The organism is Sphingobium xenophagum (assembly GCF_002288285.1).
Lineage (GTDB): Bacteria > Pseudomonadota > Alphaproteobacteria > Sphingomonadales > Sphingomonadaceae > Sphingobium > Sphingobium xenophagum.
Genome location: NZ_CP022746.1, coordinates 155,759 through 180,536, shown reverse-complemented (window position 1 = coordinate 180,536; position 24,778 = coordinate 155,759). Strand labels below are relative to the sequence as shown.

28 protein-coding genes and 1 pseudogene are annotated in these 24,778 nt (G+C 63.1%); 5 read left to right on the top strand and 24 right to left on the bottom strand.

Going from position 1 to position 24,778, the window contains the following annotated elements:
- Positions 1-2 precede the first annotated feature (2 nt).
- The 5 genes from CJD35_RS15700 to CJD35_RS15680 are packed head-to-tail and all read right to left on the bottom strand — an operon-like array spanning position 3 to position 4,614.
- Positions 3-635 (bottom strand): TetR/AcrR family transcriptional regulator, encoded by a 633-nt coding sequence (locus tag CJD35_RS15700; protein ID WP_017183017.1) that lies wholly within the window; start codon positions 633-635, stop codon positions 3-5.
- Positions 632-1,444: an SDR family NAD(P)-dependent oxidoreductase gene (locus CJD35_RS15695; protein WP_017183016.1), complete on the bottom strand. Its 813-nt coding sequence runs from the start codon at positions 1,442-1,444 to the stop codon at positions 632-634. The genes CJD35_RS15700 and CJD35_RS15695 overlap by 4 nt, the downstream gene beginning before the upstream one ends.
- Positions 1,441-2,610, bottom strand: coding sequence for an NAD(P)/FAD-dependent oxidoreductase (locus tag CJD35_RS15690; protein ID WP_086486354.1), 1,170 nt, complete (start codon positions 2,608-2,610; stop codon positions 1,441-1,443). The genes CJD35_RS15695 and CJD35_RS15690 overlap by 4 nt, the downstream gene beginning before the upstream one ends.
- Before the next feature lie 14 nt (positions 2,611-2,624).
- A complete protein-coding gene (locus tag CJD35_RS15685; protein ID WP_017180899.1) occupies positions 2,625-3,200 on the bottom strand; it encodes an aromatic-ring-hydroxylating dioxygenase subunit beta in 576 nt (191 codons plus the stop codon).
- A 28-nt stretch (positions 3,201-3,228) separates the two neighbouring features.
- Entirely contained in the window at positions 3,229-4,614 is a 1,386-nt protein-coding gene (locus tag CJD35_RS15680) for an aromatic ring-hydroxylating dioxygenase subunit alpha (protein ID WP_017180900.1), read from the bottom strand.
- A 96-nt stretch (positions 4,615-4,710) separates the two neighbouring features.
- Between CJD35_RS15680 and CJD35_RS15675 the strand changes: the two genes are divergently transcribed.
- Together CJD35_RS15675 and CJD35_RS15670 are read left to right on the top strand one after the other, a co-directional pair.
- Complete coding sequence (locus CJD35_RS15675) at positions 4,711-4,917, top strand: ferredoxin (protein ID WP_017180901.1); 207 nt, start codon at positions 4,711-4,713, stop codon at positions 4,915-4,917.
- Between the two features lie 149 nt (positions 4,918-5,066).
- The gene (locus CJD35_RS15670; protein WP_017180902.1) at positions 5,067-6,179 is read left to right on the top strand and encodes an oxidoreductase; all 1,113 of its coding nucleotides are present in this window, start codon (positions 5,067-5,069) and stop codon (positions 6,177-6,179) included.
- Positions 6,180-6,209: 30 nt separating this feature from the next.
- On the opposite strand, the gene CJD35_RS15665 is transcribed toward CJD35_RS15670, so the two are convergent.
- From CJD35_RS15665 to CJD35_RS15645, 5 genes are all read right to left on the bottom strand, one after another.
- Positions 6,210-6,935, bottom strand: a complete 726-nt coding sequence (locus CJD35_RS15665) for an SDR family oxidoreductase (RefSeq protein ID WP_017180903.1) — start codon at positions 6,933-6,935, stop codon at positions 6,210-6,212.
- A gap of 22 nt (positions 6,936-6,957) precedes the next feature.
- Positions 6,958-7,959: an NADP-dependent oxidoreductase gene (locus CJD35_RS15660; RefSeq protein ID WP_017180904.1), complete on the bottom strand. Its 1,002-nt coding sequence runs from the start codon at positions 7,957-7,959 to the stop codon at positions 6,958-6,960.
- Positions 7,952-8,395, bottom strand: coding sequence for a nuclear transport factor 2 family protein (locus CJD35_RS15655; protein ID WP_174302225.1), 444 nt, complete (start codon positions 8,393-8,395; stop codon positions 7,952-7,954). The genes CJD35_RS15660 and CJD35_RS15655 overlap by 8 nt, the downstream gene beginning before the upstream one ends.
- Positions 8,396-8,536: 141 nt before the next feature.
- The gene (locus CJD35_RS15650; protein WP_017180906.1) at positions 8,537-10,873 is read right to left on the bottom strand and encodes a membrane-bound PQQ-dependent dehydrogenase, glucose/quinate/shikimate family; all 2,337 of its coding nucleotides are present in this window, start codon (positions 10,871-10,873) and stop codon (positions 8,537-8,539) included.
- Between the two features lie 39 nt (positions 10,874-10,912).
- Complete coding sequence (locus CJD35_RS15645) at positions 10,913-11,368, bottom strand: nuclear transport factor 2 family protein (protein WP_017180907.1); 456 nt, start codon at positions 11,366-11,368, stop codon at positions 10,913-10,915.
- Positions 11,369-11,530: 162 nt separating this feature from the next.
- On the opposite strand from CJD35_RS15645, the gene CJD35_RS15640 reads away from it, so the two are divergent.
- Entirely contained in the window at positions 11,531-12,055 is a 525-nt protein-coding gene (locus CJD35_RS15640; protein ID WP_017180908.1) for an ester cyclase, read from the top strand.
- Between the two features lie 73 nt (positions 12,056-12,128).
- Complete coding sequence (locus tag CJD35_RS15635; protein ID WP_017180909.1) at positions 12,129-13,199, top strand: alpha/beta fold hydrolase; 1,071 nt, start codon at positions 12,129-12,131, stop codon at positions 13,197-13,199.
- 15 nt (positions 13,200-13,214) lie between these two features.
- Here the strand turns inward: CJD35_RS15635 and CJD35_RS23445 are convergent, their stop codons facing one another.
- From CJD35_RS23445 to CJD35_RS15580, 12 genes and pseudogenes are all read right to left on the bottom strand, one after another.
- Positions 13,215-13,505 carry an SDR family NAD(P)-dependent oxidoreductase gene (locus CJD35_RS23445; RefSeq protein ID WP_276327789.1) on the bottom strand — a complete coding sequence of 97 codons (291 nt, stop codon included), beginning with the start codon at positions 13,503-13,505 and terminating at the stop codon, positions 13,215-13,217.
- A gap of 95 nt (positions 13,506-13,600) precedes the next feature.
- A pseudogene (locus CJD35_RS23440) lies at positions 13,601-13,969 on the bottom strand (SDR family NAD(P)-dependent oxidoreductase); the annotation flags it as partial.
- Positions 13,966-14,805: an alpha/beta fold hydrolase gene (locus CJD35_RS15625; RefSeq protein ID WP_017180911.1), complete on the bottom strand. Its 840-nt coding sequence runs from the start codon at positions 14,803-14,805 to the stop codon at positions 13,966-13,968. The gene CJD35_RS15625 and the pseudogene CJD35_RS23440, both read right to left, overlap by 4 nt.
- A 14-nt stretch (positions 14,806-14,819) precedes the next feature.
- A complete protein-coding gene (locus CJD35_RS15620) occupies positions 14,820-15,344 on the bottom strand; it encodes a VOC family protein (RefSeq protein ID WP_017180912.1) in 525 nt (174 codons plus the stop codon).
- Positions 15,345-15,395: 51 nt separating this feature from the next.
- Positions 15,396-15,785: a MaoC family dehydratase gene (locus CJD35_RS15615; RefSeq protein WP_017180913.1), complete on the bottom strand. Its 390-nt coding sequence runs from the start codon at positions 15,783-15,785 to the stop codon at positions 15,396-15,398.
- The gene (locus CJD35_RS15610; protein WP_017180914.1) at positions 15,782-16,240 is read right to left on the bottom strand and encodes a hypothetical protein; all 459 of its coding nucleotides are present in this window, start codon (positions 16,238-16,240) and stop codon (positions 15,782-15,784) included. Before CJD35_RS15610 ends, CJD35_RS15615 begins: the two co-directional genes overlap by 4 nt.
- Before the next feature lie 9 nt (positions 16,241-16,249).
- Entirely contained in the window at positions 16,250-17,413 is a 1,164-nt protein-coding gene (locus CJD35_RS15605) for an acyl-CoA dehydrogenase family protein (protein WP_017180915.1), read from the bottom strand.
- A 62-nt stretch (positions 17,414-17,475) separates the two neighbouring features.
- On the bottom strand, positions 17,476-18,030 hold the full coding sequence (locus CJD35_RS15600; RefSeq protein ID WP_017180916.1) for an NADPH-dependent FMN reductase: 555 nt from the start codon (positions 18,028-18,030) through the stop codon (positions 17,476-17,478).
- Between the two features lies 1 nt (position 18,031).
- Positions 18,032-18,808 (bottom strand): SDR family oxidoreductase, encoded by a 777-nt coding sequence (locus tag CJD35_RS15595; RefSeq protein ID WP_017180917.1) that lies wholly within the window; start codon positions 18,806-18,808, stop codon positions 18,032-18,034.
- On the bottom strand, positions 18,805-19,410 hold the full coding sequence (locus tag CJD35_RS15590) for an alpha/beta fold hydrolase (RefSeq protein ID WP_244917313.1): 606 nt from the start codon (positions 19,408-19,410) through the stop codon (positions 18,805-18,807). The genes CJD35_RS15595 and CJD35_RS15590 overlap by 4 nt, the downstream gene beginning before the upstream one ends.
- Before the next feature lie 139 nt (positions 19,411-19,549).
- Entirely contained in the window at positions 19,550-20,506 is a 957-nt protein-coding gene (locus tag CJD35_RS15585; RefSeq protein ID WP_017180919.1) for a VOC family protein, read from the bottom strand.
- Positions 20,507-20,557: 51 nt separating this feature from the next.
- Positions 20,558-21,409, bottom strand: a complete 852-nt coding sequence (locus CJD35_RS15580) for a fumarylacetoacetate hydrolase family protein (RefSeq protein ID WP_017180920.1) — start codon at positions 21,407-21,409, stop codon at positions 20,558-20,560.
- Positions 21,410-21,537: 128 nt separating this feature from the next.
- Here CJD35_RS15580 and CJD35_RS15575 point away from each other — a divergent pair, with 128 nt between their 5' ends.
- Positions 21,538-22,248, top strand: a complete 711-nt coding sequence (locus CJD35_RS15575) for a GntR family transcriptional regulator (RefSeq protein WP_241763553.1) — start codon at positions 21,538-21,540, stop codon at positions 22,246-22,248.
- A gap of 7 nt (positions 22,249-22,255) precedes the next feature.
- Here CJD35_RS15575 and CJD35_RS15570 read toward each other — a convergent pair whose 3' ends face one another.
- Both CJD35_RS15570 and CJD35_RS15565 read right to left on the bottom strand, forming a co-directional pair.
- Positions 22,256-23,038 (bottom strand): SDR family NAD(P)-dependent oxidoreductase, encoded by a 783-nt coding sequence (locus CJD35_RS15570; RefSeq protein WP_017180922.1) that lies wholly within the window; start codon positions 23,036-23,038, stop codon positions 22,256-22,258.
- Between the two features lie 41 nt (positions 23,039-23,079).
- Complete coding sequence (locus tag CJD35_RS15565; RefSeq protein ID WP_017180923.1) at positions 23,080-24,750, bottom strand: class I adenylate-forming enzyme family protein; 1,671 nt, start codon at positions 24,748-24,750, stop codon at positions 23,080-23,082.
- Positions 24,751-24,778: the final 28 nt, after the last annotated feature.

The following is a 24,778-nucleotide window of genomic DNA, read 5'->3' as shown; positions in this document are numbered from 1 at the left end:
GTTCATCCTTTCTCATGTTCGCTATGGTGTCCGGCGATCTGCAATGCCCAGTCGCACAATCGATCGGGGGCGCTGTTCCAGATGGCCAGCCAATCCGGGGTGGCGGGAATGATGAGCGTGCTCAGTTGCAGGCGGACCATGGTGTCGCAGAAGGCGTCCCGGTTGACCCGCTGGCCGATCAGGCTGTCGAAATGGTCGAAGACGGGCGCTAGCGCACGCTGGACGGCGGCCTTGTGGCGGCCGAAATGACTGCGCAGGAAATTGAGATGGAAGGCAGGTTCGACCTCGAAAATGCCTTCGGGCGAACGCTCGATCGTAAAGCGGCCGTAAAAGCGCATCACCGCGCGAAAGCGCTCGATCGGTTCGGCGATGCCTTCCCCCGATTCCACAATGCCTTTTTCAAAGCTGCTGCAAACATATTCGCTAAAGGCCGCCAGCACTTCTTCCTTGGATGCGAAATAACGGTAGAGCGTGCCGCGCGAAACGCCGCTGCTTTCGCTGATGTCGCTCATCGACAGGCGCCGCGCGCCGATGGAGTTGATCGCGCGCAACGTGCCGTCCATGATCTTCTGGATGCTGCCGGACTGATCCGTCGCGACGATTTCACTCCAGTCGTTGTGCGGCATCAATTTCATGTTTGTGCTTCCATCTCGGCGAGGTTGTGCGGAACGCTGACATAGCCCGGCAGATGCTGGCCGCCATCCACATTGATCAGCTCGCCATTGACGAAGCGCGACATCTCGGACGCCAGGAACAGGACGACGGGGCCGATGTCCTTTTCGGGATCGCCCGCGCGTTTGAGCGGGTTGCTGGCGGTCGCCATCTCAAGGAAGCCGGGGACGTTTTGCGCCAGGTCTGCGAACACCTGCCCCATGCCGGTCGGCGCGATGGCGTTGGTGCGGATGTTGAAGCGGCCCCATTCGACCGCGGCGGTCCGGGTAAGCCCCAGGATCGCACCCTTGTTCATATTATAGTCGGCGTGGAGCCAGGCGCCGGTCTGGGCGTCGATCGAATAGAAGTTGATGATTGAACCGCCGCCGCGCGCTTTCATATGCGGGAAGGCGGCGCGCATGGCCCACCAACTGCCCCAGGTGCCGATCTCCAGCGTCCGCTGGAGCATCTCGTCCGTCTTCTGTTCGAGGAGGACGTTCGGCGAAAGCTGCGACGCATTGTTGACCAATATGTCCAGCCCGCCAAATTCGCCGACGGCGCGCTCGATCATCGCTTCTACTTCGGTCTTGACGCCCATGTCGGCGGACATGCCGACGGCGCGGACGCCGAAGCTTTGCGTGATGTCCGCGGCGACCGTTTCAGCGGCGGCGCCATCCCGGCCGGTGATCAGGAGATGCGCGCCCGCCTGTGCAAGGCAGCGGGAAATCCCGTAGCCCAGCCCCTTCGCGCCGCCCGTGACGATTGCGACCTTGTCCTTCACCAATCCCGTCACGCTGCCGCTCCTGTCATCTGCTCGCTCAGGGCACGGTCCATGTCCATGCGGTCCTGGCAATAATCTTTCGTGAAAACATAGCCGCGGATCGCTCCCTCCGCGTCGATATAATGATATTTCAGCCCGCGCTCGTCATTGGCGACTTCCTGCCATTGCCCGTCCACGCCGACAGGCGCGGGCAGCAGGACGACAGGATAGGCGGTGGTCTTGACCTGGACCGACAGCGGCGGAAAGCGGATCTCCGTCGGCGTGCCCAACGCACTGGGTGCGATGGCGCGGGCCGCCGCCATGATCGGGGTGACATAGGCCACCAGTCCCTGCGGATATTCGGCGCAATCGCCGATGGCATAGATGGCAGGATCGCTGGTGCGGCCGGTCTGATCGACCTTGATGCCGCGCGCGACCTCCAGCCCGGCCTCCTGCGCAAGCGCGATATGTGGGCGCAACCCGACGGCGGACAGGACCGCCGCCGCCTCGATCACCAGGCCGTCGTCCAGTTCAGCCCTGATCCCCTTTTCGCCCTTGTGGATGGCCAGAACCTTGCGGCCCAGATGCCATTCCACGCCCTTTTCGGACAGGGCGTCGCGGATCATCTGACCAACCCCCGGCGGCACGAGTTGGGCGAGAGGATGGCCGAGCATGTCGACGACCACCGGCTGATAGCCGCTCGCGGAAAGGTCGTTGGCAAATTCGGTGCCGACGAGGCCACCGCCCATCACCAGCACGCGCGCGCCGTCCGGCAATCTTTCGCGAAATTCGCGATAATTGTCGAGATTGTTGACCGCAAGCGCGCGGTGCGCGGCGTCCCCGTCGATCGGCGGGCGAACCGGATCGGCGCCCAGCGCCAGCACCAGCCGATCGTAGAAGATCGGCCCGCCGGTCGTCAGGACGGCCTTGTCCTGCCGGTCGATCGCTTCAACGATACGGCCGGCCCGAAGGTCGAGCTTCAACTGCGCGACCATCTTTTCCGCCGGCGTGGTGATCAGCGTATCGGCGACCTTGCCCTTGGCGAATGCGGTCGACAAAGCGGGCTTGGAGTAGAAATGCCCGTCATCCTGCGTGACCAGCGTCAGCCGGGCGTCCGGCGCGAGCTTACGAAGCTCACGCAGAACGCCATAACCGGCAAGGCCGCTGCCGACGACCACGATATGCGGGGTTCCCGTCACCTAAGCCGCTCCGGTCAAAGGAAGATGGCGAAGTTGGACATGCCCAGCGTCGACTGGTCGACGATGATTTCACGGCTGGCCAGCTTGTAAGCACCGTCGACCAGCCGCCAGATGTCGCGGCGTTCGGCGCTGATCGTCTCGTTATCCGGATTGTCCAGGCGGCTGCGCTCGACATAGAGGTAGCTCACCACCTCGTACTCGCCAGCCGTTTCGCTCTCGGCGACGCGGACATTGGTGACGAAGCGGCGCGTGCGCGATGGTGGATCTTCGGCCCAGGCGCTCTTCGCCAGGCGACCGGTCCGCATCAGGATGGAGCCGTAATTCTCGTCGAAATGCTTCATCGTGCGCACCACGTCGCGGTCCTTGTTCGGGCCGTTGCGGGTGAGGCGAAGGGGCGCGGTATAGCTCAGATCCTGCTCGAGATACGCCACCCAGTCGTCGAACCGGCGTTCGTCGAGCGCGGCGGCTTCGTCATAGAGGGTTTCGAGCAGGCGGTTATAGACTTCCGACCCGAGCGGCACCCGCTTGGTGGAGACAAGACCGCGCAGCACGCTGGTCTTGTCGATGGCGGCGGTCGCGTAGTTCACCATGATATCTGTCCTCTCTCGTCGCGACGGCTCACGCTTCGGCCATCAGATTATAATAGGCCATCCACCAGGCCCACTGCGTGTCGTCCTTGGTGAAGCCGGGATAGAGATCGCCGCCGCCGACCCAGCCTTCGGGACGCTCATGGCCGTGCAACGCCTGATATTTGAGCGTGACGGTCTTGCTCATATGACCACGCGAGTTGCGCATGATCTGCGGCCAGGTGTCGGCATCGTCCTGCTCGATCGTGCCCGATGTGCCGGTCGACCAGATGGCGTTCTGGAGCATGTCGCGCTTCACGTCTTCCGGTGCGTCCTTTTCCGCGAAGATGAAATTCACGAACTCCACCTTGTCCGGCCCCTTGGGCACATAGGTGTGCAGCGACAGGGCGCCCGACGCGCCGCCATCCGTGCGGGGGGCGAAGATGAAGGCGATCAGAATGTTCGGGAACATGCCGCCCACCTGGGGTGGGATGTTGGCCAACTGCTTGACCTGATCCTCCGACAGATTCTTGAACAGCTGCGGGATCAATTCCTTGGTGATGCCCGGCGGCGGCAGCAGGTGGAGCCGCTCCTCGGTCGACTTGCCTTCGAAGCTGACGTCGGCGAACATCTTGAAGGTCTGGGCCGCCTCCAGGCAACGCAGCGTATGGCCCTGCGGCACCGAAAGGTCGACGCCATACATGCCCGGCGCGGTGTCATAGATCGACTCGGCCGTGCCGCCCATGATGCCGCCTTCCATCAGCGAACGATGCAGGGTCAGGGTATGGAAGCCGTCCGATCCGGACTGTTCGCCGGGAATCTTCCAGTTGCACGGCAGCACGAAACGCTGCGGCGGGCCAAGCATCTCAAGGCCGTTGTCCGTACGGCAGAAAAGCTGATCAAGGTAGAATTTGGCGTCGCCCAGATAATCCTCGAACGACAGATCCTTGTTCCAGGTGGCGAAGATCAGGCCGCCATAGAGATGGACGCGGGCCTTCTTCAGTCCCAGTTCGTCCTTGGACCGCTTGTTGCCGTGCATCTGCTCCTTTTCGATCGGCGCGCCGATGAAGCTGCCGTCCGCGCGGAAGGCCCAGCCATGGTAAATGCAGCGATGGGCGTGGGCATTGCCCGCTTCGGCCGTGCAGACCTTCATGCCGCGATGGGGGCAGACGTTCAGCATGACGTGGATTTCGCCACTGCGGTCGCGCGAGACGATCACATTGTCTTCGGCCATGTCGCGCATGACATAGTCGCCGGCCTTGGGAATTTCCGACTCATGGCCAAGGAGCAGCCAGGTGCGGGCGAAAACCCGCTCCATCTCCAGCTCGTACAGCTCCTTGTCATTCATCACCCTTAGCGACACCTCGTTCATGTCGCGGTTGATGAGATCGTCAAGCGTTGTTCCGTCGCTCAGCGTCAGCCCGGCATTGTGCAGCATGTTGCTCTCCTGGAGGATTTCCTTGATTGAGTCGTGTTATACATATTGAACTAAATCTGTTCAAGGTGTAATGTTCGGCCAAGAAGGAGAGGCAGGATGAGCCAGAAACTGAAAGTGGCAATCGATAAGGCGGCATGCTGCGGTTATGGCGTGTGCGCCGAAATTTGCCCCCAAGTGTACAAGCTTGACGCCAATGGCATCGTGTATGTCGACGACGAAATCGTTCCTGAAGGACTAGAGGAGCAGGCCCGGGAAGGCGCGGAGGCCTGTCCGCAGTCCGCCCTTGCCGTCAAAGCCGCCTGAGTCGACCCGAGCATGCTCGGGTATTGGGCGCGGATGTCCTGTCAGAGGATAGGTTTTCGGGGCCCATCCGCGGATGCACGGTCTTTTGACAGGCAGAGGAGAGGATCGCTTTGATGGGGCAGGCCGAGATTTTATACACACCGTTCACGATGGGCTCGCTGCACCTGCGCAACCGGTTCGTGATGGCGCCGATGACGCGCAATTTCTCGCCGGGCGGCATCCCCTCGGACGGCGTGGCGGGCTATTATCGACGACGGGCCGAAGCCGATGTAGGCCTGATCATTACCGAAGGGGTGGGCGTGGATCATCCCGCCGCCGTGGGACGTGAAACCATGGGGGGTGGCGCTTCGCCCGTCCTGCATGGCGACGAAGCGCTCGCGCGCTGGCGCACCATCGTGGACGGCGTGCATGCGGCGGGCGGCCTCATCATCCCTCAGTTGTGGCATCAGGGCGTCATACGCGTGCCGGGCACAGGCTATCATCCCGACGCGCCCTCGGCGCGCCCCTCGGGTATTTGGGGGCCGACCGACAAGGCGATGGTCTCTCCCGACTATCTGGAACAGGTGCGCGTGCCCACCGCCCCGCTGACCGACAGCGAGATCGGCGACCTGATCGCCGCCTTCGCCCGCAGTGCGGCCAACGCGAAGGCGGTGGGTTTCGACGGCGCGGCCCTGCATGGCGCGCATGGCTATCTGATCGACAGTTTCCTGTGGCGCCATACCAATGTGCGGGAAGACCGCTGGGGCGGCGGGATCGCTGAGCGCGCGCGCTTTGCGGTCGAACTGGTGCGGGCGATCCGGGCCGTGACCGCCCCGGACTTTCCGGTCATCTTCCGCTTTTCCCAGTGGAAGCTCCAGGATTATGACGCCCGAAATGCTGAGACGCCTGCGGAACTGGAAGCGATGCTCGCCCCGCTCGTCGAGGCGGGGGTGGATATATTCGACGCCAGCACCCGCATTTTCACGGCGCCGGCCTTCGAGGGTTCCGACATGGGGCTGGCGGGTTGGATCAGGAAGCTGACTGGCAAGCCGACCATCGCGGTCGGCGGCGTGGGCCTCAGCAAGGATCTGCAATCCTCCTTCGCGCAGCCGACCGTCATGACCGACAATCTGGCGCTGGTGGCCGACAGGATGGCGCGCGGCGAATTCGACCTGATTGCGGTCGGCCGCGCCCTCCTGATGGACGCGCAATGGGTGGCGAAAATGCGCGATGGCGGCGCGGTCAATCCGTTCCGGCTGGACGCCTACGCCACGCTTGACTGATGGCAGGACGCTCCGGCACGGGCCGGGGCGTCAATGGCTGTCCGCTGCGGCATAGACCTGAATGCGCGCGATGTTGGTGCGTTCGGACTGTTGCGCAATGACGGCGACGGCTTCGGCAATGTCGCGGGGTTGCATCGGCGGGATGAAGCTGTCCCAGGACGGCTGCCCCCTGGCCTTCATATCCTCGAAAATCTCGGTGCTGGTCGTGCCCGGCGCGACGATCCCTACCTTGACGCCCGATCCGGCAAGCTCGACGCGAAGACAGTCGGTAAAGGCCTCCAGCGCGCGCTTGAGGCCGCCATAGACGCCCACGCCGGGTGCGGTGATGTTCGCCCCGATGCTGGATATGTTGATGATCTGGCCTTTGCCGGCCGCCTTCATTGTCCGCGCGAAAAGGGTGCTGGCGCGCACCACTGCCTCATAGTTGATCGCGATCATGGGGCGGAGCTGGTCGAGGTCGAATGCGTCGATCGGCGCGGCATGCAGCATACCGGCATTGTTGACCAATATGTCGGCCCGGCTGAATCGACCCAAGACGAAATCGTGCAGCCTTTGCGGCGCGTCCGGATCCGCCATATCGGCTGCGTACGCCGTGCTGCCACGGCCCAGTTCATCGGCCAGTGCGGTGAGGCGATCGGCGCGGCGTGCGACCAGCACCAGGGTTGCGCCCGCTTCAGCAAGCGCACGGGCGCTGGCCGCGCCGATGCCCGACGATGCGCCGGTGACGATGGCGATTTGCCCTTCCAGATTCTCCATGACGTGGTGTCCTCTTCCCAGATCAGACGAGACGGACGAGCCGCTTGCCGTCGTTTTCGCCGCGATAAAGACCGGCCAGCGCGGCCGGGCAGGCCTCGATCCCCTCCAATATGTCCTCGCGCCATGTGAGGCGGCCCTGCGAGATCCATGTCCGCAATTGGGCCGTCGCTTCGGCATAACGATCGAGATGGTCGAAGATGACGAAGCCCTCCATGCGGGCGCGCTTGACCAGCAGATGCCGTTCGACGCGCGGCCCCATCGGCCATGGATCCCAGCGGTCGATCGATGCCGTTCCGCACACTATGACGCGCGCGCGTTGGGCCAGATGCGGCAGAACCGAATCGCTGATCGCCCCTGCGACATTGTCGAAATAGATGTCGATGCCCTCCGGCGCGTGCTCGGCGATCGCTGCCTCCACATTCCCGGCATGATAATCGACGGCGTGGTCATAGCCATATTCCTCCACGCAGCGCCGCACCTTGGTCGGCCCGCCCGCGATTCCGATCGTGCGGCAACCCAGGATGCGGGCGATCTGGCCGACGGCCGAACCGACGGCGCCGGCCGCCGTCGATACCGCGATGGTCTCGCCCGCGCGGGGCTGGCCGACGAGTGTGAGCGCGAGATAGGCCGTCATGCCGTTGATGCCCAGAATGCCGAGCGATGCCCGCATCTCGGCCGCGGTGGTGCGCTGCACGACCTGATCGGCTGCGACGCAGGCATAGTCCTGCCAGCCGAACCAGCCGGATACATGCTCACCGACAGTATAGTCGGGATGTGCGGAGGCCACGACCTCGCCCGAGGCGAGGCTGCGCATGACCGACCCGATGGCGACGGGCGCGGCGTAATTGCCTGCATCGGCGATCCAGCCGCGCATGGCGGGTTCGATCGAGAGATAATGATTGCGCACCAGGATCTGGCCCGGCGCGGGCTGTTGGATCGGCGCATGCCCGATCGCGAAATTTTCGGCCTGCGCGATTCCCGCCGGACGCGACGTCAGCAGAACCTGACGGTTGAGTTCAGTCATCCAGCCCTGCCTTGACCATGGTGAATTTCCGACGGGAAATCTTCCAGCCGTCCGATGTGCGGACCAGGCAATCGTCATAATAGCCGGCCGCGCGATGGGTGACGCCGCCTTGGGCCGCCTCCGGCAGGATTGCGTCGACATAGCTGCGCGCGTGCACCTGGTCGTCGCGCTTCTCTATCACGATATTGGTGATGCGGTGCAGCGTCGGCCCCATGTGGCGGTGCGCTTCGGCCATATATTCGGCGATTTCGCGCGGCCCGCGCCAATGTCCGAAGCTGCCGTAATCGGTCTCGCAATCCTGGGCGAAGCAGGTCCGGAAAAGCGGCCAGTCCCGCGTGTCGATGCCGGTGGCGTAACGCAGCAGCACATGTTTGATCGCGCGTTCATCGTCGGCGCCGACGGGCAAGCGTCTCACCAGACTGCCATGTGCAGACATGTTTTTCTCCCCTTGTTTCTCGAAGAAACATAAATCCCCCTTGGCCAATCTTGCCCGCCAAAGGATAGGATTGGGCGGCATCTACCCGCGACTCGTCGCGTTTGCTTGGCTGGTGCCGGGGCGCCCGTTTCTCGCTCCCCGCTATGGCTTAGGCAGGGCATAGGCGATCAACGCGTCGCTCGCACCTGACAGCATGGCGCCGTGTCCGCCCGCTGCGATGACCACGAACTGTCGCCCGCTGGCATTTGACCAGTAGGTGGTGGGGGAGGCGTTGCCACCCGCCGGCAAGCGCGCCTTCCACAGCAGCCGCCCGGTGGTGGTTTCATAGGCGCGGAACATATGCTCCTGGGTCGCGCCGATGAAGGTGAGGCCGCTCGCGGTCGCGACCGATCCGCCGATATTGGGCACGCCCATGGGGATGGGCACGAAGGTCGGCAGGGCCAGCGGGCCACTGTCGCGCGAGGTGCCGAACAGTCGGCTCCACACCAGCTTCCCTGTTTTCAGGTCGACCGCGTTGATGCGGCCATAGGGGGGCTGCTGGCACGGAATGGCGAGCGGCGAGAGGAACGGCGCGATATGGGCGGCATAGGCGACGCCCATCTGGGCGACGGGGCCGCCGACATCGCTCATATGGGCGGCGGTCATCGGCCTGATGCCCTGCCGGTCCGCAACGGCGCGAGGGATCAGGCGGTTATAATTGCCGACCTGATTGTTGTTGACGATCATCAGGCCGCGCCCGGGATCGACCGATACGCCTCCCCAGTCGATGCCGCCCAGATAGCCGGGCCAGGTGAGGGTTGGATGTTCGGTCGACAGCGGGGTCATGTCCCCGTCGAAACGGGCCTGGCGGAAGCGGATGCGGCACATCGCCTGGTCGATCGGCGTCAGGCCCCACATTCCCTTTTCCGTAGGGCGCGGACCGCCGAAACTGGGCATGCCAACCGAATAGGGCTGGGTTTTGGAAAGGCGTTCGCCCGGAACGGCGCCCTGCGGGACGGGGCGTTCCTCCACCGGCAGAATGGGCTTGCCAGTCGCCCGGTCGAGGAAGAAAATTTCTCCACGCTTGGTCGGCTGGAGCAGGCCGCGCACGCCGCCGGGCAGGTCGACCAGCGTGGGCTGGGCGGGCACGTCATAGTCCCACAGGTCATGATGGGTCGTCTGGAAGGACCAGCGCACCGACCCGTTCTCCGCATCGAGCGCCAGCACGGCGCTGGAATAGCGATCGTCGTTCGCGGTCCGATGTCCGCCGAAATAATCCGGCGTAGCGTTTCCTGTCGGCACATAGACGAGGCCCAGCCTGTCGTCCGAACTCATCGGCGCCCAGCTATTGGGGGTGCCCGGCGTAAAGACGCCGCCGGGCGGCGGCAGGCCGTGATCGTCGGGCCGACCGATGTCGAAGGCCCAGGAAAATTTACCCGTGACGGCATCGAACGCCCGGATCACGCCGGAAGGCTCCCTGATTTTCTGACCGTCCATCACCCAGCCGCCCAGAACCAGGCGGCCGCGAACGAGGGTGGGGGGCGAGGTCACGAAATAATAGCCCTTGTCGACCGTGCCCAGTCCCGCTTTCAGATCGACCTGGCCGCTCTTACCGAAGCTGGGGCATAGCCCGCCGGAGGCGGCGTCGAGCGCGATCAGCCGCGCGTCGAGCGTCGCGGTGTAGATGCGTTCAGCGCAATAGCCATGGGCTTGCGGGACGCGGTAATAGGTGACGCCGCGGCAGACGAGACCATAGACGCCGGCGAGATCGGTCTTGGGTTGGTGCCGCCATAATTGCCGGCCCGTTTCGGGATCGAGCGCGATCACATCATTATTGCCCGCGCACAGGAAAAGGCGGTTGCCCACCTTCAGGGGGTTGACCTGAAAGGCAGTGCCCTGCTTGCCGTCTGTCAGCTTGCCGGTGTGGTAGGTCCATGCCCTTTCGAGATTGCCGACATTCGCGGGCGTGATCTGGGCCAATGGCGAGTAGCGCGACCCGCCCCGGTCGTTGCCATAGGCGACCCAGTCGCCGTCGGCCGGGCTTGCCGGTCCCGCTCCCCAGCGCGCGCTGGCAGCTGGGGACGAACGATCCGCCCAGAAAGCGCTGCCGATCCCACCCATGAAGAGCAGGAGAAGAGCCGGCCACAGGACGCGGCCGCCGGGCAGGGGGCGGCCAAGACCGACATGCTGCCGATAAAAGGGCGTGAGCATGTACAGGCCCATGGCGACGGGCATGGCCAAGCGAGGCGCCAGCGCCCAGCCGTCCAGTCCGACTTCCCAGAGCGACCAACCCAGATTGGCGACGAGAAAGGCCCAATAGAGGGTGATCGAGAGCGGCGAACGGCGCCAGCCGAGAAACGCGGTGACCGTCATGACGAGGCCGGACACGCAATACCAGATCGACCCGCCGAGCAGCGCGAGCTGGCCGCCCAGCCAGAGCAGCGACAGACCTGCGAGTAGCAGAAGCAGAACGAACAGCATGTTCAGAAAGCGGCGCATCGAGCTCCCCCTCGAAATCCGGAAAGGCGTGGCAGGAATTCAGGCGGGCAATTGGGCCGCCAGCCAGTCCGGCACATTCATCCGATAGCATTTCTGTTCGTAGAGGCGGCTGATCTTCCAGCCCTGCGCGGTGCGGACGAAGTCGTGATGATACCAAAGGCCGAAGACTAAAGTATCGGTCGTTTCGCCATTGCTGACCGTCATCGGATTGTAGCAGGCGGTTTTGGTCTGCGCCCGGTCGCCCGCGATTTGATATTGGGTGGTTGACACAGCATGTTGAAAGGCGAGAATTGGCGTCAGACTTGCCGAGAGAAATGCCTTGATGTCCGCAAGGCTTCCGACGACGCCCACCATTTCGGAATAGTCGATCACCGCGTCATCGGTAAAATAGCGGTCCAGCGTGTCCCAGTCGCGCGTATCCACCGCATAGCAATAGCCTACGATCAGGTCCTGAATTTCGAACCGGTCCGACATCTCCTGCAGGGTCAGTGTCATGGCCTCTCCTCCGTCTCACGTCATTCTATAGAATCGCTGCTTGCACAGGGGAGGAGGTTCGCCGCCTTCCATTAGGTAGGTGCCGAGTGCGGTGGCTAAGGGGAAGAAACCACAGCCCTCGGGATCGATCCCGCGGACCGTTTTTTGATCAAGGAGACTATTATGGGCCTCGCCCCCTTCACGGAAGCCGATTTCGTCCTGTCCAAGGAGAAGCGGGCAGACATCACAGCCGGGCTGACCGAGCGGCAGGCGTTCATGGTCAATCACTGGATGGACCTGCATGAGGTCATCAATCGCGGCGATTGGGATGGAATGGACGCATTTTTCAATACCGACACGATGACCTACGACAACCCGAACCGACCCGACCTTGGCACCTATCATGTGTGGAAGACCTCGCCGCAGGGTCTCTACAAGACCTTCCCGCCCAGCATCTATCGCACGCTGAAGGCGTGGGGACGCGGCGAGGACGAGATCTGCGTGCTGTGCCATCATCATGGCAAGCATACCGGCGGCCCCTATATGGGCGTCCAGCCCACCGGGAACGACCTCAACGTCCTGTGGTTCTCGTGGCTGCGTTTCCGGGGCGACAAGATCGATCACATCTATTCGATCTCCGACGTGCTGACGATGCTGAAGGATCTGGAAGTCATCGACGTTCCCCAGCCCGTCGACCCCTATAAGTGATCGACAGGCCGAACCGGCGCGGCGAGGGCGCGCCGGTTCGGCAAAGGAGGACGTCGGTGTTTGGCATGCAAGGATGAGCAAGGGCATGAAGCGCTCGGTCGAACTGAAGATCGATGTCAGCGAGGCGGCAGCCCTGGGCATGACCGCCCATGTGGCGATCACGGTTCATCTTCCGGATATGACGGCACTGGCCAATCCCACGACCGTCTGCTTCGCTTTCCCCGGCGGTGGCTATTGCCGGCGCTATTACAGCTTCGACATGCCGGATGGATCGGGCGGCGGGGAGGCGGGTTTCCATTGCGATCGCGGGTGGATTTTCATCGCCTGCGATCATCTGGGATTTGGCGAGTCCACTATCCCGGAAGGCAATGCCCTCAATCTCGATAATGTGGCGGCGGCCAATGACGCGATGGTGCGCCAGGTCATGGCCCGGCTGGAAGCGGGCACGCTCGTCGATGGACTGGACCCGATCGTCGACGCCACATGCCTTGGCATCGGCCAGTCGATGGGCGGATGCTTCACGGTTGTCGCGCAGGGCAATCACCAGACATTCCACGGCATCGGCGTGCTGGGCTATAGCGGCGTCCATACTGTCGTGCCGACCCGGCCGGGCCAGCCGCCGGCCTCGTGGCCGTGGATTTCGCGCCGTTCATCGCTCGATGCGCCGCATGTCCTGAACGCGGCCGCGCTGGCGCAAGCGCCGGGCGTGAAGCTGGGCGACGCCGAAGCGCTCCAGGCGGCGGCAAGGGCAGGCGAGCATCCCTTCCAATGGTCCTTCCATCATAATGATGAGCCTGCGGACATCGTCACGCTCGACATGATGGCGTCCGCCGGGCTGGTCGATCCGTTGCCCGAATGGCGTTCGGCGACCACGCCGCCTTGTGGCGTCTACATGGTCGCGCCGGGCGCGGTGGCGCTCGAAGCAGCGGTCGTACGCGTCCCCGTGCTGATCGCGATGGGCGAGCGCGACGTTGTCCCCGATCCCTTGGGCGAACCCCGGGCCTATAAGAGCGCGGAAGACATCCAGCTCTTCATATGCCCCCAAATGGCGCACATGCATAATTTCGCACCGACCCGCGTCCGCTTCTGGGAGCGCATTCACAATTGGGGCGATGGCGTCGCGGCGCAGCGGCGGCTGGGTTGAGCGCGGCCGCCGATATCAGAGGCTGAAGCCGCCATCGACGATCAGGGTCTGGCCAGTGATATATTGCGCCTTGGCCGAAGCCAGGAAGGCTACGGCCTCGGCAATATCCTCGCCGCTGCCGAAGCGTTGCAGGGCAATGCGTTTGCGCTGCGTTTCCCAGATTTCCGGCGAATAGAGCGACGTGAGGAACTCTGCGCCAAGCCCGGCGTCGATGATTCCCGGAGCGACCATGTTCGCCCTGATGCCGTAGCGGCCTTCCTCCTTGGCGATGGCGCGGCCCAGCGCTTCCATTCCGGCCTTGGGCACGGAGGACAGGGCGTCGCCGGGGGGAAGCAGTAGTTTGCGACCGACACGACGGTGACGAAATTGCCAAAGCCCTGGGCGCGGAAATAGGGCAGGGTGGCGGACACGATACGGGTGAAGCCGACCAGTTCGATCTCGATGACTTCACGCCATTGCTCCTCGCTGATCTGGCTGACGAAGGGCTGGGCTATGTCGACCCCGCTGGCGAAGACCATCGTGCCGATGGCGCCGAATTGCTCGACCGTTTCGCGGATGCCGGTCTCTATCGAGGCGCGATCGGAAAGATCGCAGGCGACGGACAGCGTCTCGCAAGAACCGTTTGGCAGGGACGCTGCGACCGCCGACGCCTTTTCACGGCTGGACCGATAGCCGATGGCGAGTTGATCCCATTCGGTCGACAGGCGTCGGCAGATCGCGCTGCCAAGGCCGCCGGTTCCGCCGACGACGAAGGCCGCGCCTTTCGTCATAGCGGCAGATGAAGTGCGAGGTGGTGGAGCAGGCGATCGGCAAAGGCGTCGTTGCGGTCGCCGGTGAACATATGGCCGACGCCGTGGGCGATCTCGACCTCCAGTTGCGGGGCGAGCGAACGAAATTGCCGGACGCTTTCATCCGACACGATCTCGCTCAGCTCTGCTTTCACAAGCACGAGAGGCGATTGCGCGCGGCGCGCTGCGGCGATGAGCGCTTCCCCTTCCGACGGGGGATGCAGAAATTCCGGCGCTGTCGTGCGGGGATCCCAGTGCCAGAACAGCCGCCCATCCGTTTTGCGCATCGATTTGGCCAGGCCCGACACGTCAGGCAGGCGTGGCTGGCCCAAGTGGGCTTGGAGCGCGTCGGCCGCTTCCTCCAGCGACGCGAAACCGCTGTCGCTGGCGCGGAAAAAGTCGCGGATGTCATCAACGCCGTCATCGACCATATAGGGCGCGACGTCGGCGAGCATGATGAGGCGCACCAGATCGGCATGGCGAGACCCACCGACCAGCGCGGATTGGCCACCGCGCGAGGCCCCCACCAGCGCGATCGGCCTGTCGAAGGCCTGGATGATGGACTCGACATCGCGGCCATAGGCTTCCAGCAGATAGTCGCCGTCGGCGGCCCATCCGCTTTCGCCATGGCCGCGCAGATCGAAGGTCAGGCCGTAATAGCCGGCCCGCGCCACCCGCTTGGCAGACCCGGCCCAGGAACGGCGGCTCTGGCCGCCGCCATGGAAGAAGCATACGGGTGGCGCGGCAGGGTCGCCATAGGCGTCCGCAACCATCTCCAGCCCGTCACCTGGCACGCCTATCCGCGTGGGAACAATCATACCGGGCTCCTGTATTACTCAGCGGCGACCGGCGGAACGATTTCCGCGAATGACGGATGCTCACCGGGGCCCTTATAGGCGAATTTGCCGGGTGCATGGTGCCACTTGCCGTCGTTGCGGCTCTCATAGGGCGAAGCGACCTCGATCAGCGCGCCGTGTGTACTCTTGTGGCCGACCCAGCTCCATTTCTGCCATGTCATGTCCGGATCGTTGAAGGTCTGACCGCCGCCGGGTAGGTGCAGCCCTTCGGCCCGCAACTTTTCCATTGCGCCCGGCACATCGTCGGTCGCATAGCAGAGGTGATGGACATGCTCGCCGACCTTTTCGAGGCGATCGCCCATGGGGGTGCCAGGGGCTGGTTGAATGAACTGGATTTCCGTGCCGCCATTGTTGACGAACGTCGCCCACCTCATGCCGGCGTCGTCGCCGCTGGAAAATTCGTCATATTTGACTAGGCGCTCTTCCAGCGACGCAGGATCGAGCACGCGCAGGATCTTGGTCCAATCCTCAATCGCCTTGTCCAGATCGCGCACAACCATGCACACATGAGCAAAAGGTCCGCTAGGCATTGATATTCTCCTCTGATCTATTTAAATTTCCACCAATGCAGTGCCGGAATTGACCGTGCCGCGGCCATCGACATCCAGCGAGAATTCGCAGGTCACGATATTGCCTTCGATCATGGTGATCCTGCCCGTCACCACCGCACGGTCCCCGCCATAGACATTGTCCAGAAAGCGCGAATCCATCGATTTGATCCGTCCGCCGGGAAAGGCGCGCATGAGCATGTTCATCATATATGCAACGTTGACTGGGCCCTGGTTGATGACCCGGTCGCCCAGCCCTTTCGCCTTCACCACCTCGACATCGAGATGGATGGGATTGGGGTCAGCCAGGAAAACCGCCCACTGCTTCATAGCTTCCGGGCTGACGCTCTCGATCGTGAAAGGCGGCAGCGCGTCTCCGACGGCATGGCTCATGCGGCGAACTCCTTGCGGGGCAATACCCACACATTGTCTGTTTCCAGCACCTGCATTCCGTCGAGCAGGTGCAGGCGCAGACGGTAGGTCAGCACGTCCATGACGCCCAGCTTACGACTGCGTTTGCGGACCAGGCTGAGTATCTCGCCCGTTACCTTGTAGCTTTCGCCGACTCTCAGCGGTGCGTCCAACCGTACGCCGCTGCTGCCCATCATCGGGCCATCCTCGACATCGAATTCACATGCTTCGCAGACGCCCGCCACCGTCTTGCCCATCGCGACCTGGGTGGCGATATAATAGTAGATGGGATGAGCGCTGCCGTCGGCGGCTGGTTCGACGCCGGTCGACCGGCACAGCGCGGCATTCTCTTCCGTCGTGATGGTAAAGACCTTGTCGCCGTCCAGCGAGGTGCCGGCGGCTGCGGGGGCAGGGGGAAGATCGTCAAGATCGCTCATGGTCGGTCCTTAGAAAGAACGCGGTAGGCCGAGGCTCTCGGCAATCGTGTTGCGCACCATTTCATTGCTGATCGGCGTCATCCGCAGGATGCGATGGTCGCGCCAGTAACGCTGCATGTCGGTTTCCGCCGAATAGCCCATGCCGCCCAATATCTGGATGCCAAGGTCTGCGGCTTTCACGGCATTTTCCGTGGCGACCATCTTGAGCATGTTGGCCTCGGTTCCGCACTTCATGCCGTTGCTCTGCATCCAGGCGACATTGTAAAGCAATAGCTCGGTCAGCTTCTGCCACGTCGCGATATCTGCGACATAATGCTGCAAAATCTGGAAGCGGCCGATAATGCCGCCGAACGCCTTGCGCTGCTGCATATATTCCAGCGCATCTTCCAGCACACCGTCGATCGCGCCCAGACATTGCGCGCCGACCATGATCCGCTCATTATTGAGTGTGGGCAACATCGCATACCAGGCCTGTCCAGGCTCACCCAGCACGTCTTCGTCGGGAACGAAGACATCCTCATAGTGAACCTCGCACGATCCCATGGCGCGCATGCCCAGCTTGGGCAGGAGCGAGGCGGTGATGCCGGGCGATTTGGCGTCGACGAAGAACATGGTGAGGCCATGATGCTTCTTTTCGGCATTTTTATCGGTGCGGGCAAGGACGAGCAGCCTGTCGGCGGCTTTGGCCCCCGTGGTCCACATCTTGGCGCCGTTCAGCTTCCAGCCGCCGTCGACCTTTTCGGCATGGGTCTTCATCGCGCCCAGAACGTCGGTGCCGCCGTCGGGTTCGGTCATCGACAGCGAGACGCGCAGCTTGCCCTGCGCCATGGGGCGCAGCCAGCGATTCTTCTGCTCCTCCGTGCCGACCGCGCCGATCGTCTTCGCCCCGCCGAAGGAGGTGAGGCCCCAAACCCACAGCAGGCCGCCGGCCGTCCGCGCGAATTCGCGGGCGAAGATCATTTGCATCATGACGTCGCCGCCCAGGCCGTCATATTCCTCGGGAATCCCGATGCCGAAAAATCCCTGCTCGGCGATCTTGTCCCACAGCGCATAGGGATAATTTTCTTCGTCGGCTTCCAGCGCGCGCATCCAGTCCTTGGGCGCTTCCGCATCGACCCAGCGGCGGACAATGTCCCTGAACGCCTGCTGTTCCTCGGTGAGTGAAAAATCCATCGTCGTTCCCGTTAGTGGTACTGCGATTAAGCGCCGGGCAGACGCATTGCGAACCTATCCAACTATAGGGCAGGCCGTCGGCAGAAGCTGAACAATTGGTCCACCATCATCCTCAACTGGTCGGGGATAGGCGCGTTTTCGATTGGATCACCTTCGCCGCCGATGGTGTTGATGGCGATGCCCAGTGGCGTCGGCCAGCCTCGCAGCGCATGGGTAATGACCCGCAGTTGCTGGAGCGTGGCGACCGCGGCCTGCCAGCCGGCCGCTGTTGCCACGCAGCCCACGGGAAGACCATCGAAATAGCAACGCTCGTCCCGGCTCATATCCTCGACATAATCGAGCGCATTCTTCACAAAGCCGGAGATCGCACCATGATAGCCTGGTGAGCCGATGATCACGGCATCCGCCGACCGCAGGATGTCGACATAGTGTCGTGCCGCATCCGGACGATCCGGATTTTCGGGCGCATAAGACGGGAAGTCGATGTCCGCTCCTGCAAGCAGCGTCGTGCGTGCGCCGCGTTCCTCCGCGATGGCGAGCGCCTTGCGAAGCGCCCGCTCGGTGGAGGAATAGGCGCGCATTGTGCCGCCAACGGCGACGAAATGAAGTTGGGTCATATCAGATCGACAATCCTCCCTCGACAGGGATGACCGATCCGGTGACATAGGCGCCCGCCCGCGAGGCGAGATAGATGGCTGCGCCCGCCAGATCCTCTGGCGTACCGACGCGGCCGCGGGGCACCATCGATTCCACCATCGTGCGCATCTCGCTGGAGGTAATGACGGTCATCTCCGATTCGAAGAATCCGGGTGCGATGACGTTGACGGTGATGTTGTCGCGGCCCAGCCGCTTGGCGAGGCCTTTCGCCATCCAGTGGATGGCGCTCTTCGAAGCCTGATAGGCGTAATTTTCCTTGGGGCCGACCTTGAGCGCGCCGACCGACCCGATGTTGATGATCGATGCAGGGCGCTCCGCCGTGCCGCCTGCGCGAAGCAGGGGCAGGAATTTTCGAAGCGTGAAGAAAGGAGCCTTCAGGTTCAGGTCGATCACCGGATCCCATTCATCCTCGCCATAATCGTCGATGGGCGCGTCGGCCATGGTCCCGGCGTTGTTCACCAGGACATGCACGGCCTGTTCTTGGGTGGACACCGCCGCGACCAGAGCCTCGATCCCAGCAAGTGTCGAAAGATCTGCGACCAGGCCGGTACAGCGGCCGCCAGTCGTAGCAGAAATTTCCGCCGCGGCCGCCGTCACCTTGGCCTGCGTCCGGGCACAGATATAGACTGTGGCGCCCGCCGCAGCCAGGCCGGTCGCGATATGGCGGCCGATGCCGGTCGACCCGCCGGTAACGACGGCGACGCGGTCCTGTACCGAGAACAGCTCGGCGGCATTCATGCCGGAGCTCCCGCGCCGGAAATCTTCAGAATGAGGTCGGTCGTTCCCTCCGGATCGCCCACCAGCAGGGCGTGATCGCCCGGATGGTCATGGATGGTCCAGCCCAGTTCGCGCGCCCGGTCGTGCATCGCCGTCATCACCGTGACGGCCGCCGCGATATAGTCGACGGGCCGGTCGATCGCCTCGGCGCCAACGGGAATGACGCAGGCGGTCGCCTTCATCGGCTGGTCCGACAAATTGTCGAGCAGCCATTTCTCCCGCGCCGGGTCCATGAGATGGGGATGCTCCTTGGCCGCCGCCCGCTGCATTTCATGCACGCCCGATCCTACCGGGCCTTCGCCTGCTTCGAGCATCGCATCCAGCGCGGCGAGCTGGTCTTCCGGGACATAGCCCATGAGGGATCCGATCCGTTCCCCCGACCGGGGCACGATGGCGTCAAGATAGATTATGGATGCGATGCGGTCGCCCACCTCCGCGATCACGCCGGGCGCGACCGTGCCCGCATAGCTGTGCGCGACCAGCACGACGTCGCGCAGATCCTCATATTTGAAGACATTCACGATATCGCGCACATGAGTCGCATTGCCCACATCGCGGCCGATCAGATGCTCGCGCTCGCCAAAGCCGGTGAAGGTCGGCGTGTAGACCTTGTGGCCCCGGCCTCCAGAATTTCACGGACATATTTCCATGTCCAGCCGCCCATGCCGCCGCCGTGAAGAAGTACGAATGTGGTCATGACGATCAGGCCTCCGCCGGTTCAGTGTTCTGGATGAATTCGGGGAATGGATCGGGTCCCCACAGGAACATGCTGTCCTCTGGCGCATGGTTGGCGGCCGGCCAGTCGACGTCATGCGGGATGAAGTCAATATCGGCCGAATATTCGCTGAAACTGCCCCAAGGATCGCGCACATAATAGAAATAATTGGCGCCCAATACATGCTGGCCCACGCCCCAGTTGGGGCCATAGCCGGCCCGGGCCATGGTCGCGCCGCCCAGGCCCACTTCCATCACCGACCCGACGTCCCAGCTATTGTGATGCATGCCCCGCCGATCGGACAGGACGAGGGCCAGCAGGTGATGATCGCTGCCATGGGGGCCGTGCAGGAAGGCGACGGCCGGCTCGCTCTTGTCGGACAGGCGCAGGCCGAGCGTCTTCTCATAGAAGTCGATCGCGGCATTCACGTCGGTCGCGAAGATGGCGAAATGCGAAAGGCGGCGGGGGTGAACCTTGGGCGCTTTGCTGTTAGGGATCGCGCCGGATTGGCCCGGCGCCGCGCTGACGAAAGTGAAATGGCTCTTTTCCGATGGCGTCGCCTTGTCTGCGACGCGGACGTTGATCGGCAGGCCATCGAAGCCTGCGAACCAGATGCCGTCGGCTTCCGCGCCTTCGGGCGGATCGATCCGTGTGACGCCGCAGCCGTCGAGATGAGCGGCAAAGGCGTCCGCTTCGTCCGGATAGATGCCGAAGCTCAGATAGCGCAGCCGCTTGGCGTCGCCGCCCTGGCTCAGCACGGCCCAGCGATGCGGATTGCCGAACGCATATAATTCCAGCGTGTCATCCCGCTCGCGGACGTCAAGTCCGAAGAGCGTGTAGAATGTCCGCGCGGCTTCCAGATCGGGCACTTCGACCGCGAAATGATCGATGGAATGGACGCCCAAACTATTGGCGCGGCGTCCCGACGGGCTGTTCTGGTTCATCCTTCGCTCCTTGGCTGGCCGGGCGCCGACAGGACGGCGCCGGCCTTTCGATCATGCTGCCTTGATGGGGTTCACCAACAGGCCGATCTTTTCGATTTCCACTTCGCACACATCGCCATCCTTCATGAACAGCGGAGGCTTGCGGGCAAGGCCGATGCCCGACGGGGTTCCCATGACCAGAACGTCGCCCGCTTCCAGCGTGAAGCAGGTGGACAGGAGGGCGACCGTGTCGACGACATCGAACACCATGTCGGATGTGTTCGCGCTCTGCACCACCTGGCCGTTGAGGCGGGTTTCGATCTTGAGCCCGGCGCCGCCCGCAGGCAGCTCGTCGGCCGTTACCAGCCAGGGACCGAAGGCGCCGGTATCGTCGAAATTCTTGCCGACCGTCCACTGCGGCGTCTTGAGCTGATAGTCGCGGATCGAACCGTCGTTGAACACCGAATAGGCGACGATATGCGACAGCGCGTCGTCCTTGCTGATATCCTTGCCGCCCTTGCCGACGACCGCGACCATTTCCGCCTCATAATCGAGTTGATCGGAACAGGGCGGTTTGATGATCGGTGCGCCATGGCCGATCAGGCTCGAATTGAAACGGCCGAATACCGTCGGGAATTCGGGCACGGTGAATCCGCCTTCGGCCGCGTGATCCTTGTAGTTGAGACCCAGGCAAAGGATCTTGGGCGCCTTGACGAGGGGCGGCAGGAAAGTGAGGTCTTCAACCTGAACTTCCTCGCCCTCTGCGCTGACTTTCGCGCCGGCATCCGTCAGGGCGCTGCCGCCGCTGGCGATCAGCGCATCCAGATCATAGAGTGCAGCGTCGCCGAACAGCGCCTTGACGCCCGCGCCCGTGTCCACTGCCAGACCGACCGCGCCGTTCTGTGTCACCTTGGCCAACCGCATATGCAAACCTCCTGAGAATCTGTCCAACCCACCGAACCGCAGGCATGGAATTGAATGAAATATATTTCAAGATATAAAATACATCCTGTCGAATTGCCATGGGTGACGAAGCTGATATAGCTCTTGCGATGACCAAAAAGCTGAGCCTGACCGAACGCGCCTACCGGCAATTGCGCGACGATCTCCTGACCTGTCGGCTGGTGCCCGGCGCCAAAATCAACATCAAGGATATCACCGAAACGCAGGGCTTCAGTCTCGGGGCGGTGCGCGAAGCCCTGTCGCGGCTCACGTCCGAGGGCTTTGTGACGCAGGACGATGCGCGGGGATTTCGGGTGACGCCGATATCGATCGGCGATCTGACGGATCTGGTCAGGGTCCGCAGCGATATTGAGGGGCAATGCCTCCGGCGCGCCATCGAGAAGGGAAGCCTGGACTGGGAAGCCTCGATCGTCAGCGCAGCCCATAGGTTGAGCAAGACCCCGACCCGCGACCCGCGAGAGGCGGCCCGTCTGAACGAGGATTATGCCGACGCCCATGCGGCCTTCCACCACGCCCTGGTCGCCGCGTGCGACAGTCCATGGTTGCTCAAGATGCGCGACTGGCTCTATGCCCAGTCGGAACGCTATCGCTATCTCACCGTGCCTTTGGCCCATGGCGACCGGGATTTGGTTCATGAACATGCGCAGATCGTCGACGCGGCGCTCGCGCGGGACGCCGACCGCGCCGAGGCGCTGCTGACGGACCATTTGATGGCGACGGCGCGGCTGCTGATCGACCCGCAGAATGCGCGGGGCGGGACCGATATCGAATGGGCGGCTGGCGCGGATCGGGCCCTCTGATCCCATATCAGCTCTGCCGGCTCTGACCGGTGCCACCGCCGCTGGCGGGCATCAGCATGTTGCTCATACCGCCATCAACCAGCAGGTCGACACCGCTGATGTGGCTTGCATGAGGGCCGATCAGAAACAGGATCGCCTGCGCGACATCCTCGGCCACGCCGAGTTTGCGCAGGGGAATATTGGCTTCCCGCTGGTCGCGCCGCGACGGATCTTCATATCCCGCAGCGGTCATCGGCGTGTAGGTGGGGCCGGGCGACACCGTATTGCATCGGATACCGTCCGGACCCCATTCGATGCTGAGCTGGCGTATCATCATCAGCAAGGCGGCCTTGCTGGAGGAATAAAAGCCAAGCGCGGGCGTAGGCTGGGTGGCCGACATGGACGCGGTCGCGACGAAGGCGCCCTTGCTCTCTTTCAGGTGAGGATGGGCCGCCTTGCCCAACAGCCAGGACGAGCGGGTGTTGATGGCGAAGATGCGATCGAAATCGCTGATCGGCAGTTCAACCAGCGCGCCGCCCATGATGATGCCGGCATTGCTGATGACGGCGTCGATCCCATCCATATGCGCGAGCGCCGCCGCGACAATCCGGTCGCCGCAATCCGGTTCGGCCAGATCAACCACGCAGGTCGCGGCGGCGGGGCCGACCGCATCGGCCACCACCTGCAGATTGGCGGCATCGCGATCCGCGAGCAGCATCCGGTGTTCACCCGGAATCATCGACCCGGCCGCCAGCAGTTCGGCGCATGCTCTGCCGATGCCGCTTGCAGCACCCGTGATGATCACCCGCATGTCACTCTCCCTACACTTTCATGGCGTCGATGCGCCGTGTTTCAGTCCTTCAGGCCCAGTTCGTCCATCAACGCGCCGCGCAGCTTGAACTTCTGGATTTTCGATGCCGACATCGGCCATTCGTCGATGAATCGGATATGCCGCGGAACCTTGAAGGAAGCGAGGCGCTGCCGGGTATAGGCGATGAGTTCCTCCGCCTCGACCTCCACATCGCCTTCGCGTTCGATGTAGGCCGCGGGGATTTCCGCCAGCCGCTCGTCAGGCAGCCCGACGACCTGCGCGAGACGAACCGCCGGATGGGTGGCCAGCACCGCTTCGACCTCGGCCGCCGCGACATTTTCCCCGCCCACTTTCAGCATATCCTTGAACCGGCCGTGGAACATGACGTGGCCATGTTCGTCGATCGAGCCGATATCGGCGCTATGATACCAGCCATCGGCATCGAGCGCCTCTGCGGTCTTCTGCGGGTCCTTGTAATAGCCGTCGAACAGATTGTAGCCGCGAATGAGGATTTCGCCGCGTTCGTCCACGCCCTTTTCCTCGCCGGTTTCGGGATCGACGATCTTCATCTCTATGCCCGCAAGGGGGAAACCGAGTTTCTTGAAGCCCATTTCCGGGTCCATCGCATAGCCGCCCGTGGTGACGATGCCGGTTGCCTCGGTCATGCCCATGGTGCCCACTTGGAGCATGTTTGGGGCTTTCTCCCGATAGGCCTGGCCTACGCGATCAGGCATGAAGGCGAAGCAGCTATTTTGCAGGCGCACCGACGACATGTCGGTCTTGGCCCAGTCGGGATGGGTGATCATGGCCTGATGGAAAGTGACGAAGGGCAGGAACATCATCGTCACCCGTTCATCCTCGATCTGCCGCAGACTCTCCCCGGCATCGAAATGCGGCTGGCCGATGAAGGTGCCGCCCACGTCGATCGCGCCCAGCATGCAGAGCATCGCAGCGATATGGAATAAAGGCAGCGGCGACCAGGCGCGCTCGTCGGGCTGGAAGGACCAGCGATAGCGAGCGAGATTCGATGCCTCCCGAGTGACGGCCTCATGGCTGAGCAGGCACCCCTTCGGGTTGGCCGACGTCCCTGACGTATACAGGATCATCGCGGTGTCGCGGACTCTGACGGTCAGACGGGATGCATGTACCTCTGCTTCCTCCACTTCCTGCACCGCCGCATCGAAGGTTGCCTGATCGACGAAACCGGGGACCGAACGGCCACCCAGCATCACGATCCGCTTGAGCAGCGGCGCGCCCGCAAGCGTGAGTGAGGAGGAGTCGGCGGCATCGGGCAGGTCGGGGAAAGCCTCAACCAGCCGCCGACCGAAATCGATATGCTCGCTGATCATATCATTGGTGATGATCGCCGCCAGATCGGCATTGTGCGCGACATAGGCCATCTCGGGCGCCTTGTACCGTGCGTTCATCAGCACTGACACGGCGCCGCACATCGCGTTGGCGAACAGGGTTTCGACAAATTCGATGCTGGACGGCAACAGGATGCCGACATGGTCGCCGCGCCGGATGCCCAGCGCCTTCAGGCCGCGTGCGCGCTTCAGGACGCTCTGCACGACATCACCATATGTCTTGCGTTCTCCCGGAAATACCAATGCTTCCTTGTCGGATGCCTTGTCCCACCCTTTGAGAAGCAGATCGCCCAGAGTGGTTGCAGAAATACGGAATGGGGCGCAATCTTCGCCTTGTGTGACCACGGATGTCCGCTCCTAAAATGCCGGTCAG

What these genes read in the sequence shown, in the direction of transcription:
- CJD35_RS15645 (WP_017180907.1), bottom strand. Translation starts at nt 11,368, where the DNA reads ATGACACTGACCCTGCAGGAGATGTCGGACCGGTTCGAAATTCAGGAC.
- CJD35_RS15675 (WP_017180901.1), top strand. Translation starts at nt 4,711, where the DNA reads ATGAGCCAGAAACTGAAAGTGGCAATCGATAAGGCGGCATGCTGCGGT.
- CJD35_RS15640 (WP_017180908.1), top strand. Translation starts at nt 11,531, where the DNA reads ATGGGCCTCGCCCCCTTCACGGAAGCCGATTTCGTCCTGTCCAAGGAG.
- CJD35_RS15650 (WP_017180906.1), bottom strand. Translation starts at nt 10,873, where the DNA reads ATGCGCCGCTTTCTGAACATGCTGTTCGTTCTGCTTCTGCTACTCGCA.
- CJD35_RS15660 (WP_017180904.1), bottom strand. Translation starts at nt 7,959, where the DNA reads ATGACTGAACTCAACCGTCAGGTTCTGCTGACGTCGCGTCCGGCGGGA.
- CJD35_RS15625 (WP_017180911.1), bottom strand. Translation starts at nt 14,805, where the DNA reads ATGATTGTTCCCACGCGGATAGGCGTGCCAGGTGACGGGCTGGAGATG.
- CJD35_RS15615 (WP_017180913.1), bottom strand. Translation starts at nt 15,785, where the DNA reads ATGAGCCATGCCGTCGGAGACGCGCTGCCGCCTTTCACGATCGAGAGC.
- CJD35_RS15605 (WP_017180915.1), bottom strand. Translation starts at nt 17,413, where the DNA reads ATGGATTTTTCACTCACCGAGGAACAGCAGGCGTTCAGGGACATTGTC.
- CJD35_RS15635 (WP_017180909.1), top strand. Translation starts at nt 12,129, where the DNA reads ATGAGCAAGGGCATGAAGCGCTCGGTCGAACTGAAGATCGATGTCAGC.
- CJD35_RS15665 (WP_017180903.1), bottom strand. Translation starts at nt 6,935, where the DNA reads ATGGAGAATCTGGAAGGGCAAATCGCCATCGTCACCGGCGCATCGTCG.
- CJD35_RS15700 (WP_017183017.1), bottom strand. Translation starts at nt 635, where the DNA reads ATGAAATTGATGCCGCACAACGACTGGAGTGAAATCGTCGCGACGGAT.
- CJD35_RS15585 (WP_017180919.1), bottom strand. Translation starts at nt 20,506, where the DNA reads ATGAACCAGAACAGCCCGTCGGGACGCCGCGCCAATAGTTTGGGCGTC.
- CJD35_RS15600 (WP_017180916.1), bottom strand. Translation starts at nt 18,030, where the DNA reads ATGACCCAACTTCATTTCGTCGCCGTTGGCGGCACAATGCGCGCCTAT.
- CJD35_RS15610 (WP_017180914.1), bottom strand. Translation starts at nt 16,240, where the DNA reads ATGAGCGATCTTGACGATCTTCCCCCTGCCCCCGCAGCCGCCGGCACC.
- CJD35_RS15595 (WP_017180917.1), bottom strand. Translation starts at nt 18,808, where the DNA reads ATGAATGCCGCCGAGCTGTTCTCGGTACAGGACCGCGTCGCCGTCGTT.
- CJD35_RS15670 (WP_017180902.1), top strand. Translation starts at nt 5,067, where the DNA reads ATGGGCTCGCTGCACCTGCGCAACCGGTTCGTGATGGCGCCGATGACG.
- CJD35_RS15575 (WP_241763553.1), top strand. Translation starts at nt 21,538, where the DNA reads ATGACCAAAAAGCTGAGCCTGACCGAACGCGCCTACCGGCAATTGCGC.
- CJD35_RS15655 (WP_174302225.1), bottom strand. Translation starts at nt 8,395, where the DNA reads ATGTCTGCACATGGCAGTCTGGTGAGACGCTTGCCCGTCGGCGCCGAC.
- CJD35_RS15570 (WP_017180922.1), bottom strand. Translation starts at nt 23,038, where the DNA reads ATGCGGGTGATCATCACGGGTGCTGCAAGCGGCATCGGCAGAGCATGC.
- CJD35_RS15685 (WP_017180899.1), bottom strand. Translation starts at nt 3,200, where the DNA reads ATGGTGAACTACGCGACCGCCGCCATCGACAAGACCAGCGTGCTGCGC.
- CJD35_RS15680 (WP_017180900.1), bottom strand. Translation starts at nt 4,614, where the DNA reads ATGCTGCACAATGCCGGGCTGACGCTGAGCGACGGAACAACGCTTGAC.
- CJD35_RS15580 (WP_017180920.1), bottom strand. Translation starts at nt 21,409, where the DNA reads ATGCGGTTGGCCAAGGTGACACAGAACGGCGCGGTCGGTCTGGCAGTG.
- CJD35_RS15620 (WP_017180912.1), bottom strand. Translation starts at nt 15,344, where the DNA reads ATGGTTGTGCGCGATCTGGACAAGGCGATTGAGGATTGGACCAAGATC.